Source organism: Paenibacillus puldeungensis (assembly GCF_042678945.1).
Classification (GTDB): Bacteria; Bacillota; Bacilli; order Paenibacillales; family Paenibacillaceae; genus Fontibacillus; species Fontibacillus puldeungensis.
The window spans coordinates 134,953-147,584 of the sequence record NZ_JBHTLM010000003.1 but is presented as its reverse complement, the minus strand read 5'-3'; the positions used below and the strand labels follow the sequence as shown (position 1 = coordinate 147,584).

11 protein-coding genes are annotated in these 12,632 nt (G+C 38.2%); 5 read left to right on the top strand and 6 right to left on the bottom strand.

The window, feature by feature from the left end:
- The first annotated feature begins 61 nt into the window (after positions 1 to 61).
- Positions 62 to 904, top strand: a complete 843-nt coding sequence (locus ACFQ3W_RS05605) for a tyrosine-type recombinase/integrase (protein WP_379317502.1) — start codon at positions 62 to 64, stop codon at positions 902 to 904.
- A gap of 123 nt (positions 905 to 1,027) precedes the next feature.
- Here ACFQ3W_RS05605 and ACFQ3W_RS05600 read toward each other — a convergent pair whose 3' ends face one another.
- The 3 genes from ACFQ3W_RS05600 to ACFQ3W_RS05590 form a co-directional block, all read right to left on the bottom strand.
- Positions 1,028 to 1,807 carry an alpha/beta fold hydrolase gene (locus ACFQ3W_RS05600; protein ID WP_018759933.1) on the bottom strand — a complete coding sequence of 260 codons (780 nt, stop codon included), beginning with the start codon at positions 1,805 to 1,807 and terminating at the stop codon, positions 1,028 to 1,030.
- 322 nt (positions 1,808 to 2,129) lie between these two features.
- Complete coding sequence (locus ACFQ3W_RS05595) at positions 2,130 to 2,378, bottom strand: PIN domain-containing protein (protein WP_379317499.1); 249 nt, start codon at positions 2,376 to 2,378, stop codon at positions 2,130 to 2,132.
- A gap of 238 nt (positions 2,379 to 2,616) precedes the next feature.
- Positions 2,617 to 3,873: an MFS transporter gene (locus ACFQ3W_RS05590; protein ID WP_379317497.1), complete on the bottom strand. Its 1,257-nt coding sequence runs from the start codon at positions 3,871 to 3,873 to the stop codon at positions 2,617 to 2,619.
- 1,264 nt (positions 3,874 to 5,137) lie between these two features.
- Here ACFQ3W_RS05590 and ACFQ3W_RS05585 point away from each other — a divergent pair.
- The 4 genes from ACFQ3W_RS05585 to ACFQ3W_RS05570 are packed head-to-tail and all read left to right on the top strand — an operon-like array spanning position 5,138 to position 8,808.
- Positions 5,138 to 5,344: a hypothetical protein gene (locus tag ACFQ3W_RS05585; RefSeq protein ID WP_379317495.1), complete on the top strand. Its 207-nt coding sequence runs from the start codon at positions 5,138 to 5,140 to the stop codon at positions 5,342 to 5,344.
- On the top strand, positions 5,341 to 6,297 hold the full coding sequence (locus tag ACFQ3W_RS05580; RefSeq protein ID WP_379317493.1) for a hypothetical protein: 957 nt from the start codon (positions 5,341 to 5,343) through the stop codon (positions 6,295 to 6,297). The genes ACFQ3W_RS05585 and ACFQ3W_RS05580 overlap by 4 nt, the downstream gene beginning before the upstream one ends.
- An 8-nt stretch (positions 6,298 to 6,305) precedes the next feature.
- The gene (locus tag ACFQ3W_RS05575) at positions 6,306 to 6,794 is read left to right on the top strand and encodes a hypothetical protein (protein WP_379317492.1); all 489 of its coding nucleotides are present in this window, start codon (positions 6,306 to 6,308) and stop codon (positions 6,792 to 6,794) included.
- A complete protein-coding gene (locus tag ACFQ3W_RS05570) occupies positions 6,781 to 8,808 on the top strand; it encodes a hypothetical protein (RefSeq protein WP_379317490.1) in 2,028 nt (675 codons plus the stop codon). The genes ACFQ3W_RS05575 and ACFQ3W_RS05570 overlap by 14 nt, the downstream gene beginning before the upstream one ends.
- Before the next feature lie 386 nt (positions 8,809 to 9,194).
- Here the strand turns inward: ACFQ3W_RS05570 and ACFQ3W_RS05565 are convergent, their stop codons facing one another.
- From ACFQ3W_RS05565 to ACFQ3W_RS05555, 3 genes are read right to left on the bottom strand one after another with little or no spacing between them, the layout of a single operon-like run.
- Complete coding sequence (locus ACFQ3W_RS05565) at positions 9,195 to 9,884, bottom strand: glycosyltransferase family 2 protein (RefSeq protein WP_379317488.1); 690 nt, start codon at positions 9,882 to 9,884, stop codon at positions 9,195 to 9,197.
- A 26-nt stretch (positions 9,885 to 9,910) separates the two neighbouring features.
- On the bottom strand, positions 9,911 to 10,753 hold the full coding sequence (locus ACFQ3W_RS05560; RefSeq protein WP_379317486.1) for an FkbM family methyltransferase: 843 nt from the start codon (positions 10,751 to 10,753) through the stop codon (positions 9,911 to 9,913).
- Between the two features lie 30 nt (positions 10,754 to 10,783).
- Complete coding sequence (locus tag ACFQ3W_RS05555) at positions 10,784 to 12,472, bottom strand: hypothetical protein (protein ID WP_379317484.1); 1,689 nt, start codon at positions 12,470 to 12,472, stop codon at positions 10,784 to 10,786.
- Between the last annotated feature and the right edge of the window lie 160 nt (positions 12,473 to 12,632).

The following is a 12,632-nucleotide window of genomic DNA, read 5'->3' as shown; positions in this document are numbered from 1 at the left end:
AGTCTAAAACCTCTTAATTAGTAGCAAACTAGAATTAATTGCTCTAATAGGAGGTTTTACTATGATTTTAAGTGAACTTTGGAATCATTATGAGGCAGACAAACGAATCCAAGGATTTAGCCTGAATACATTGCGAGCTTATGCTCTACAACTGAAGATGCTGGTTAATGACCTCGGGGATGTAGATATCTCAGGGGTAACTCTGAATCTCTTGAAAGAATACTTAGCTAAACAATCTGATCGTTTGAAGCCAAGCAGTTTAGGGCACGGTATCCGTTTTGTTCGATCCTTATTTCGATTTGCATATGAAGAAACCTATTTTCCTAACAATCCTTCACTTAAACTGCGTGAGCCAAAAATGGAGAAACGAGTACCTAAGTTTTTGATGGAAGAAGATGTGATTCATCTGAAGATCTCATGTCAAACCCTAAGGGAAAGAGGACTACTTGAGTTTCTATATTGTACAGGGTGTCGTATTGGTGAGGTAGAGAAGTTAAACATTGAGGACTTGAACTGGGAAAACTGCTCTGCCATTGTTAACGGTAAGGGGGCAAAGCAGAGAGAAGTTTATTTCACCACGGAGTGCAAAGTATGGTTGAAAAAGTATTTAGACAGCCGCGAAGACTCGTGTAAAGTCTTATTTGTAACAGATACCAATCCAGTGAAGCGAATGGCCATTCCAACGCTCAGATGGGCTTTGAAGCGATTAGCATCTCGCGGAGCGGTAGAGGCAAATGTGTATCCTCATCGTTTTCGTCATACCTATGCATGCCAGTTGCTTGATAATGGAGCTCCTTTAGATTTTATCCAAGGCATGCTAGGGCATGAAAAAGCATCAACCACACAAATCTATGCTCAACTACGCGGGGAACGACGGAGAAAACTTTATCGCCGATTTTTTTAACTGATTAGCTGTGGGTTCTCCTATAGAGATCCGTCGCTATTCAACTATTGGGCAGATTTGCTCAATCATCGGGCATTATCGGACTATATTTATGGGGAGTGATGGTGCGGCTAATCCGAGTCGTTATGCAAAAGAAGATAATAATTGGTTGAATCTATCGCGCTCCTCTAAAAAAGCGCAATGACCGCTGTATTGGAACGGAACTAGCTTCGAATTTTTGATCAGCTTATTTGTTTCCTCAGCTTGGGTAAACGGAACGACTTTATCATGAATTCCGTGAATAATTAATGTGGGTACATCGATCTGACCGAGATCGTTGTAAACATTTTCATCTCTAAGCGTGACCATAATGGCGGAAGTCGCCCAATTCGCCGCTTGTAGTCCCATTAAAACGAACCAATCGGATTTCGGTTCGGAAATATACTGAAAGAAAAAAATTCCCGTTTGGTCTTGCAGCATTTGCGGTCGGTCATGATTTGTATCTTCGATGATTTTATTTGTAAATTCTTTTGGAACGCTAGATGGAGAGGCAGCGTCGATCAGGACGAGTTTAGATACCCCATACCCTTTGTAACGAGCCATATAACGAATCGATATCGCGCCTCCGGTAGAGTGTCCTGCCAGTGTTATGTTTCTTAACTGTAACGCCTCGATGACCATGCGGACATCATCCGCTAATCTATCGAAATTGTACCCGTCGAATGGTTTATCCGAATTGCCGTATCCTCTCCAGTCCATTCCGATACAACGATATCCGAGCTTAGGAAGGAAATTGAACTGATATTCGAACTGGTTATGGTTTAGCGGCCATCCATGAATAAAAAGTATCGTTTTATTTCCCTTCGGATTGATGTCCTCTATAAATACTTTTACGCCCGGTTCCACAGTAACGAAGTATCCCAAGTGTATCGCCTCATTTTTTTAAAATGTACTTCCCCATTAAGATATTCGCCCTAGGCAAGGTGAATGCCTAATTTCGGCGTCAAATTGGGTTTAGATAGTACGTAGCGTCACAATCCGAAACGGATTCGTGGCGCTTTATGGTCATTCGGTCTTCCAAGGGTTAAAAACAGTAGCCTGGCAACGCTCAAGATCAGAAACATTGCGGGTTACAACGATTAAATTTTTCGTAATGGCCGTAGCTGCAATCAGGCTGCTCATGACAGGCAACGGTGACCATTCTTTTCGGATTGTCCTTGGATGCTCCCCCATGTTAAAAGGGTATCTAGGTCAAGGGAAGAATACGCTCCTCGAACCGGCTACTCAACTCCTGGTAGATCCAGGCTTGCAATCGCTCTGCGCGGCTTTTGTCACTTAATTTGCGGATTCCTTTTTGCAACTCTCCAAACGTGATGACGCTTAGGAATAGCATGGACTTGGACTCGTCTCGCTCATTAATCCAATGTAGCACACCTAGATTGGGTTTCTTTTTCACCAGCTCGGAAATCACATTCGTATCGAGGAGATACTTCATAGTTCGACCTCGGGGGCGAAATCCTTGATTCGTTCAAATTCCAGATCGTGCAGGGGAGAGTCCTTGAAAAAAAACCGATCCGTTAAAGTTATTTCAGGCGAACTGGAGTTCATTATGAAGGATGACCTTACGTAACAGTCAAGCTCCGAATGTGCGACACCTGATGCATTTATACCAGCCTATCGGAAAATAACCATGAAGAACCTGTAAAGGGCTACCGGGTTATTGCCTTAAATTCCTACACATGATGGGTGTTACGCTGATTCTCTGAATGATTTTGCATTTTAAAGGTAAATAACAGGCCGGCCAGGATATAGACCAAGCTTAACAAAAGGTAAGGAAGTTGTAATGAAAACACGCGATCGAATGTGGTTTCGCTGATTCGGACCAATAATCCGCCGAGAAGGGTACCCACGGCACTAATCCCGAAAGACAAAAAGCGAAACACGCTGCCTACCCTGCCGAGCAGCTCATTAGGCACGGAACGTTGCAGGATTGATGAACGTGTGACATTGTAGACGATAATGAAAAATGCAGCACAGAAATACAGGGCGCCTACAACATACGCATTCGTAGTCAGACCTACCACACCGTAAATGATGCCCATACACAAAATGGATGAGATAATTAATTGTTTCGTGGTCCACTTGTTGCGCATATAAGCAACTGCCTGGCTTCCCACAATGCTGCCGATCGTTGCAATGGAGATTAATATGCCGAATGCAAAAGCATCCAGGTGAAGAGCATCTCGTACAAAGAAGATTTGAGTTGCCAAAATAATTGAATACATCAACGTAATCGTGACGGACAGAATCGACAATCCATGGAGAAAACGGTCTTGATAGACATATTGAATCCCGGACCACATCTCCCGTTTCCAATCCTTCATGGGCTGATTGCCCTTCTCGGCTGCTTCCCGATTCCCCGGATAAAAGCTCCCTTTTAGAGCGATCAAGAGGAGAAGAGCAATGACAGCTGTAACGGTATCAATGGCAAAAGGAAAAACAATATGCAGGGTGATGATGAATCCCCCGAGGGCAACACCCAGAATATCACTCGTAATCAGCTGTCCCGCTGTAAACTGCCCGTTGGCTTTTTCCAATTTGCTCTCGTCTACAAGTTGAGGAATAATTGTCTGGACCGTGCTGTCAAACACAACGCGGCTAAGACCAATCCCGAACATGAACAGAGCGAGCATCGGAATGCTGATCCATCCGCCCCATATACATAACGTCAGGCCAAGAAGAAGAATCATCCGAGTAAATCCCGCCCCGATCAGCATATGTTTACGTGAGTAGCGATCAATAAGCACACCCACAGGCAGGCTGAATAGAAGCCAGGGTAAACGAAGCGCCGTCATGGTGACGGAGGCATACAGGGTATCGCTGGTAAGTGTGGAGATTAACCAAGGGACTGCGGCCAGCGTAAGCCCATCGCCCAAAAAAGTAAGAGAGAATGCACCAAAGAGTTTAGTATAGTTTGACTTGATCTTCATAGTTTCCTCCACGATCAGGTTCAGAGCTTTGCTATTTTGCTATAAGCAAAACCATATTTATTCCTTTTAATACAAATTTAAGTTATTATATAATGGTGTACAAGCCTAATTATGTTAATATGAGGTATAATATGGGTGGGAAAAAGGTTCGTTTATCTGAAAATCCTGTTATTTTTGAGAAAACGGTTACATAAGCAACTGGGCAAATTTCTGGGAATTCTTCATCTTCATTTTTAAGAAGATGCCAAAACTGGGATTGGAATAAAGTACTAACAATAACCAAAGAGGGATTTAAAGTATTATTTAAATTCACTGAAGAACAAAAAAATCCTATAAAAAACTTGTTGAAAATAGAAATGTTTATTGAGAATAAAAAAATAGAATTCACAGAATATAAATGTCCAAACAATAGTGTGAGAAAAAGAAGAAGTTTTTCCAAAATGGATTCATTTACACCATTAAGATTGCTTATTGATGCATCTAACAAAAAATTAATAAATGATGTGGTTGATTACATTAGTAAACATGACTGATGATCACTAGATTTCTTTAGCCTGCTTATTTAACCAAAATCGGATAAGGGACCAAGTTCTTGTCCTACAAGGGACTAAGTTCTTGTCATCCGACAACAGACATGTCCGTTGACATAAAAGTGCCTACATCTATATAATCCCAAAAACCCAATACATGGGTTTTTTTATTTTTATGTCGGTACTTTTTTGTCATTCAAAAAGTGCACAAATGTGCCTACATTCTGGAAAATTGACACATATATACCTACATAATGATGATACAATAAAAAATATATCCACTTTCGGTGCCTTGAACGCGAACCAATTTATAGTCAAGATGATCGGCTCCAGCATGAAACAAACGAGCCATAAGACAAAAAAGGCGAACGTACAACCCCAGAATGACCATCTGGTACAACTTGCTCTATCCTCCTCCAAAGAGAAAGTCGAGGTTTGGGGCAGTCCTTTTTCCAAGAGCAATTGGATAAAAGGGGGATCAGGAAGTAAATGAAACCTTATTAAATGAGTATGCAAAGCAACTAAAAGAAAGTAGTGACATAAAAGAACAAGCAGAGGTCATACAAGAAATCACCGATATGGAAATTGCTTTGACTCAAATCATAAAGGGCTCAAGTATCACACTTTGGCTTTTTGTTATTTACTAACTTTTTAATATTAACTGATTGTTCTATTGAACTGTCGATGGTAATATGAGGATTTATAGGGAATGTTTTGAGTGGGGAGCTGAGACAATGACTGCTACAGAGCCTCGTGAAAATGACCAACTTTTCTTTATCGATAAAGAGGTGATTATTGTTAAGGTGTATCCAACTTTTCAATTGGCAAAAGTTCATTATCTTGGTGCTATGGATACGTTCATGGTGGATTTCCATGCATTACTGCCATATGCTGATGTAAGAAGTTCATTATCTATATCATTATTAGGTGGGGTCTTATGATTTTGAAGTTTATAGACACTCCTTTAGACGGGAAGTCTTGGGAAAAATTAATGAACTCATGTTATAGAATGAAGTTTCAAGATGAACACTTTACTGAAATACCAGCGGTTTATGGTGGTGATGCTGGTATTGAAGGTTTTACACGTAAAGGAAGGGTTTATCAATGTTACTGTCCCGAACGTGATTACACAGATGATGAGTTATATGGTCATCTTAGAGATAAAATGACCACTGACATAGGTAAGCTAACATCGCTTAAATATGCAGATAGATTGAAAGGTTTAGGTGTGCCAGTAATTAAAGAATGGCATTTTGTTATTCCTGAGTATAAAGATTCAAGAATAATTTCACATGCGGAAACCAAGCGTAAAGAGGTAATAGCCTTAAAAAACGCAGAGCCAGACAATTATGATTACATAGATGACGATTTTATTATTGTGATTAAACAGGCAGAAGATTTTAAAGTTGAAATATCCAGAATCATAAGAACAACTTTGACCGACATGCAACTTAATATCGCAATTCACCATACAACTGTTGCACCTGATTGGTCACAATGTGATTCAGAGAAGGTTAATAACATCAAGAGAAAAGTTAAGGCTGTTATGGGTGAAGTTGATGAATCGGATGAGGATTATAATGAACTAGTTAATATGTACATCAATTCATACATCAGTGGGATTGAAATAATGAAGGTACTTCGGGTTTCCTATTCCGAAGTTTATGAAGATATATTTATGTTAGAGCAATCATACAAAAAGGAAGTAGCGTTCAAAACTAGGATGAACACTAATAGTTCTATCAATTCTCAACTATTTAATGACATTTTGGATGATTTCCAAAAGAAGTTGGAACAGTTTAAATATCTGAATATGGCATCGATTATGGAATTAAAGCTTGACCTTATTAGTGGCTGGCTTGCTGATTGTTCCATGCAATTCAGAAGTAGGTGAGTGAGTAAATGATGAATGGCAAAAACTACATTTTAGCAGACGAAATCGTATTTGAAGCTAAACCGGATGCGGTTCCTTATAACTATAGGATAAGCTACAAGATAGCTCAACTATGCCTAATTATGGAGATGTGTAGTCGTGGTGGCTGTTCATTACTAAAGCTACATATGATTTCTGTCGGACTTAGCACAAAACAAGATATGGAAGATTTGAAGGATTTAGTATATGACCGAATTGCTAGCTATACGGTAGTTCGTTTTGACCCAGCAGTTAACCATGCTATCCGATTTGCGGTTGGAGATGGCATAATCTTTCAACAGCAAAATGGCTTGTATAAGCTATCCAAGCTAGGAAAGAGCTATGTGAAAAAAATCATTAAAGACACGCAGCTAATGAAGGATGAAAAACGTTATTTATCCTCATTATCGACGATGCTTACAGAAGATAAAATTAAAGCTCTTACATCTTTGTGGAGGTATTCCAGTGCTGAGAATTAATCGGTTGAAAATTCAAATCAAAACAAGTAATGGTACATACGGATACGATGGTACATTTACGAATGGATTAAATATAATAGCAAGCGAAGATAACACGAGTGGCAAAAGCTCTGTTATTGCTGCTATTTATTATTGTCTGGGTTTTGAAGAAATCATTGGTGGGAAAGGTGAAAAAGTTCTTACAGCAGTTTATAAGACAGCCATTGAGGAGGGAGAAGATGTTTGGCCAGTCCTAGAGTCAGGAGCTTATCTTGAAATTTATAATGGAAAAGAAACAGTTACAATTTACCGTTCTGCTACGATGGAAGGTAGAGATAATAGGCTCATTACCGTATTCCACAGTAGAATGAATAACATCAAAAATACAGATGTATTAATCGAAGACATGTACGTTCATATGCCTAATTCAGCTGTGTATGTGAAGGGGTTTCACACTTTTTTAGAACGCTTTTTACATATTGAGCTTCCTCTAGTGCCTGCTGCTGATGATGGAACAAGAAAACTATATTTACAATTAGTATTTTCTGCAATGTTTATTGAGCAGAAAAATGGTTGGTCGAATATTATGTCAGGGATGCCGTTTTTGGGCATCCGAGAGTCAAAAAAACGTGTGTTAGAGTTTTTATTGCGCCTGGATACTTTGGAAAATGAAAAGAAGAAGGACTCTTTGAGAACAAGAGACAGCAGTATAAAGTTTCAATGGGACTTTTTAATAAAAGAGTTAAATACTTTTGTGTATAGAGAAGGTTGTGTTCCCCATGGACTGCCGTTGTCTCCTCAGATACTGTCAGAAGAAGATTTATCAAACCTCATTATTAAAAAACAAGATGCAGAGATAGATGAATATATTGAAGAGCTTCAAGAACAGTATAATAAGCTGTCACTTTTAAATCCTAAAGTTGTAGATAATTTTGATCATATTCAAGAAGAACTTAATGCTACCGAAAACTCAATTGAGGAGTTTGAGCGAGAGATTTATAGAAATAGAGGATTACTTCATTCTGAAAGCAGTAGCATTGATAAACTCTCCAACAATCTTGAAATTATCGAGACCGATATTAGAAATAATAAAGACGCAGCTAGATTGCGAACCCTTGGTTCGGAATTGGATTTAGCGACATCAAAGGATACATGCCCTGTATGTAGTCAACCCATCCATGATACGTTAATACCCCACTCTAGTCATATGCAAGTCATGAGTATTGATGAAAATATAAGACACTTGAATGCTCAGAAAGATATGCTTGAATTTGCTCAAGAGGGTCATCGAAGAAATAAGGATAAGATACGGGAGAGAATCGTACAACTTGAGAATAGCTTACTAACACTTCGTAGTGTGGCTAAATCTTTGCGGAATGATTTATATTCAATTAATGAAAACATATCGGAATCCATTATTCGTAAGAAGTTACAGCTAGATGCTGAAATGAATAGTCTGTATCAATTAATCGAGTATTTTAATACAAAGAAGCAAAAACTTCGAGAGCTATCTAATGATTGGAAAGAGTATTTAAAGGATAAAGCCGATCTTCCAAAGAAGAAATTTTCTGATTTAGACGAAGAAAAAATTAAGATTCTAAGAAATCATTTCATCAAAAATCTCACACAATTTGGATATAAAAGTATACCGAATTTAAATCAAATTGACATATCAATGGATTCATATCTTCCCGTTATCGAGGGGTTTGATATGAAATTTGATTCCTCAGCAAGTGATAATATAAGAGCGATATGGTCATTTGTGTTATCATTATTAGAAACATCTAATGAAAAATCAGGAAATCATCCAGGAACTCTTATCTTTGATGAACCTGCACAACATAGTATTGTTAGTAGTGATGTAGATAAGTTTTTTAATCACATCATTAAGCTTAAGAATTGTCAGGTTATTATTGGAATGACGATAAGGGATAGTGATACACGGCAGACTATCAATAAGCTGCCTTCAGACAGTTTTAATTTAATTAAGGTGCCATATAAAGCTTTTAAGAAATTCTCTACTGCAATTGAGTGAGAAGGAATATGTTCTATAGAAAAATTTTCATTAAGGGTTCAGGTGTAATACTCTATTTGTTTAAAGTTGATTCAACACACTTTTTTCAGATGAATGCTGAAAGGAGTGTGTTTGTTTTTGTTACACTGAAACAAGTTTCAAAGTTATTGTGGAAACTGAACTGTAATAAATCCAAGGGAGAGCTGCAGACCACCAAGAATAAACAGATTACTAAGTAGTACAAGAGGCTTTTTCGTTTTATAGACATATGTACAAAATACGGGTTTTGTGAAAATGTCAAAAGGCCGCACATTCGTTAATGTGTTTGTACTCCTACAAACTCACCTAAAACGAGGCGACCTCATGAAAAAGTCTGCTTCATTATCGAACGTTCTGTTACTTCTTTATTAAGGCTGCTTTATTACTAGCGGTTTGAAATTTTTTGTTTGTGCAACAATTTCACATTTTTTCAAAAAATCCTTGTCTGTTAATTTCCATGTATGGGCCTCAGGATCTGCATTTCTAATACAGCTAAAGTTATATTTGTCGGTGGAATAAATTTTGTAGCCTTGTGCGGTTGCTTGCGCGGTAAAGGTTGTATCGGATTTATAATTCAGAGGTTCAAAGTTGATCTTATTCCATACTGCTTTCTTTATAATCAACGTGGCACCACTTACTGTATTTGTGAAAGTATGTTCATACTGAGGTGTTCGTATCGCCAATACTCTACTTGCTTCCAGATAGCAAAAGATTGATCTTTTACCTACAATATCAGCACCGGATAACTGAAAAGCTCGCATGGAGCCCGATAAATAATATGGAGCATAAAAATCATCATCATCAAATTTTGCAAAATAAGGATAATTTGATTTTTTCACAGCGAAATTCAAGCATTCCCCTTGTGTTACGGTACTGGGAAGTTGATAAACACTAACGTTCTTATATTTATTTGCCTTTTTTTTCCATTCTTCCAGGTTCATTTCATCATTATTTAAAACAATAATTAATTCCTTATCCTGATACACCTGGTTCTCGTAATTACTAAACACATTCTTTATGGCATGCGGTCTCATCGTGCATGTAATAATCGACACCATTTTATTTTATCAGCTCCTGTCCTTATTTACTCCTTTAGGGATTGACCAATTTCTTTTACTTTCAGGTCCAGTTGCTGAATAGTTTCATTGTCTGATAACAATAATAAATCTTTTTGAAAGTGTTCATTTCTATAATGTTTTTTTAAGCTCTCTAAATTCATCCGTTCAAAATGGTATACTTTAAAACTGGAGTAAAGCAAATATACTTTGAAATTTTCATTTAGAAACCGTAAAAAATCGTCAACATCCGTTCCGGCTCTCTCTAAAAATTCGCTATTAAATTCAATGATCCCAATACAGTTGCTGCATTCTTTTATAAGTCTGTTCATTCCATGTAAGACAAATTGTTCATAACCCTCCACGTCTATTTTAAAAAGCAATCGTTCTTTAACCAAAGATTGATCTGCAAATAGCGAGTCAATTCTCGTACTATTCACTTTCAGAGTTCTAAATTTATGTTCGTTATTTGGGACAACTGCTGAAGTTCCAGACCATTCTTTATCAACAAAAAAAGTATTCTCATCCGTATCTTTATCTGAAGCAAGCGCATAGATCATTTTTATTTGACTTGCATTCGGGTGTTCGGCTATGGACTTACTAATGCAGCTGTCGAGCAATTTATTAGCTTCTATACCTACTATTTGTATATTGTGATCGTAAGCTGTTGAAAACATAATTTCCCCATAATTCACTCCAACATCTATTGCGATCGTCGGCTGCCACTTATTAACTATTTTTCTCCATATACCGGTAACATGAGGCTGTGTAATTCCATTCTGCTTGATTAACCATTTTCCTCTATTATCATGTTCATCTACATAAAGAATGGTATTTGACTCTAATAATATAATCTTTTGAATTGAACTCAAGCTATCCCCTCCTTCACTTAGTTCTCTGTCTTACTTTTCAATGGATAAAGCCAAATCTTCCAATCCGTACCCTGAAGTTTGCATCCATATGTCATGAAGTTTTTTCTCATCGGGTCTAATCCCGATGGGTAAATCACCATCAAAATCCGGTGGAATGCCGGCAATATCATAAGATTCCCTGAATGTACCAGGCTTCTTCTTATATTTGTATAAGAATTCAAAATCAATAATTTTAATCCCCTTGTTTGCTGTAAATAGAATATTTCCGGGGTGAAAATCCATATGAGCCAAACCTTCATCATATAATAGTTTCAAAAATCGGCCCAGTTCACCCAAATGATTCTTCAACAAGCTAACCCTGCTCGCCTGGTCCTCAATGAGCTTATCGTAATAAGGGATAATGATGTAATTTTCGCCTTGATCTAACAACGTGGGAATTAGAGATGTCTTCTTACTTAGCACCTCAAAAGCATACTTTTCTCTTTCTAAAAATCGTTGTCTCCCCGGCTTAAATGTTTTTTTAACGACCTTCTTACCATTAAATTCAATAACCTCCACTTTTCCTCTAGTATTGTTCCCAGTTAGCTTTTGCAATACGGGTTCTCTAGTTAAATAGCTGTTCATGTGCGTTTGAATCCGTTTCTTCACATGTGAAACCATTTCAGGACAAGCTATTTTAATATATTCCCATGCCTCCTGCTCGTCGTCACTGGAATGAAGCGGATTTGTTTTGCTCTCGCGGGGAATATCACGCATTAATTCCTTACGTATTTTTTCTTTGAGAAAAAAATGTCCATTGGCTACAAAAGGATATTCGTTTCTTTTACTTTCCGGAACAGCTATAGGCTCCAGATCATACGCTGCGATCAGCACTTCAGGGCCGCCACCGCAGACCTTCCATGGCCCTTTCCCCCAGTTTCCCCCTCTTATTTTTTTTGATGCCCTGTACCTTGCTGTCTCATTCAATCGGTGAGTTAGAAGAATATTCAGCCCCATCTTTTCTAAGGTATTGACTATTAGATCGGTTAAGCCTCTGCTGTATGCCCACTCTCTGACAAAATATACGATTAATTCTCCGTCTCGTATTTGGTCAATAGTCTTGGGCGGATATAATGCTTTCAGCCATTTATTTCGCAAACCTAGCTTTCGAATCGTATCAATGCCCGGACTCCATTGTCTATCTACAAGATAGCGGTGCAAGCTGGATAAACTGATCTCGACCTGAACGTCGTTTATATGAGCCAAATCTTTTAAAACTTGATGATAGTTGTGTTCTAACGGTTTGGTCGGCAGCTTGTTATTTCCTATTACAGGGATGCCTGATCTTTCTCCTTTATGATAGACCACATGATAAGCCATACTGAGAAAGAGATCCATCTGGCATGGCACGTAGTATTTTCCCTTCCACAAAACCCGGTTTTGCAGTATCGTTTCGGCAATTCGAACAGGATAGTAGGGAAGCTTTGCATAATCGCTCCCTTCCAGGCCAGATGCGCTATAAACATCACACGGAACAGCGTCACCTACCTTCTCTTTAGTGAAATAGTGAAGTTTGTTGATATCTTCATCATGGACTAATAAATCGATATCTTCCCCATTTTGAATATCCGGCAGCTGTTCGAACCACCGTAATATAACATAACGAATATTGTCTTCGTTCATGCGCTGAAAGAGTTGATCAATACTCAATTTTGCTTTTACGTATCGGCGGGTAGGCATCCTCTCATCCCTTCTCTCTTGATCAATTGCGCTGTATTGATAGTATACGCAGGTTGTCTCCAATTGCCCTAGTTTGATGCCATTCATTCTATTAATCCGCGAATGTACAATCCAAGAAAACGGGTTAATCATATCATATTCCATTGGAGGAGGTGTACCC

Coding starts and splice junctions, on each gene's coding strand:
- ACFQ3W_RS05565 (WP_379317488.1), bottom strand. CDS start 9,884: ATGGTGTCGATTATTACATGCACGATGAGACCGCATGCCATAAAGAAT.
- ACFQ3W_RS05580 (WP_379317493.1), top strand. CDS start 5,341: ATGATTTTGAAGTTTATAGACACTCCTTTAGACGGGAAGTCTTGGGAA.
- ACFQ3W_RS05595 (WP_379317499.1), bottom strand. CDS start 2,378: ATGAAGTATCTCCTCGATACGAATGTGATTTCCGAGCTGGTGAAAAAG.
- ACFQ3W_RS05590 (WP_379317497.1), bottom strand. CDS start 3,873: ATGAAGATCAAGTCAAACTATACTAAACTCTTTGGTGCATTCTCTCTT.
- ACFQ3W_RS05605 (WP_379317502.1), top strand. CDS start 62: ATGATTTTAAGTGAACTTTGGAATCATTATGAGGCAGACAAACGAATC.
- ACFQ3W_RS05555 (WP_379317484.1), bottom strand. CDS start 12,472: ATGCCTACCCGCCGATACGTAAAAGCAAAATTGAGTATTGATCAACTC.
- ACFQ3W_RS05585 (WP_379317495.1), top strand. CDS start 5,138: ATGACTGCTACAGAGCCTCGTGAAAATGACCAACTTTTCTTTATCGAT.
- ACFQ3W_RS05575 (WP_379317492.1), top strand. CDS start 6,306: ATGATGAATGGCAAAAACTACATTTTAGCAGACGAAATCGTATTTGAA.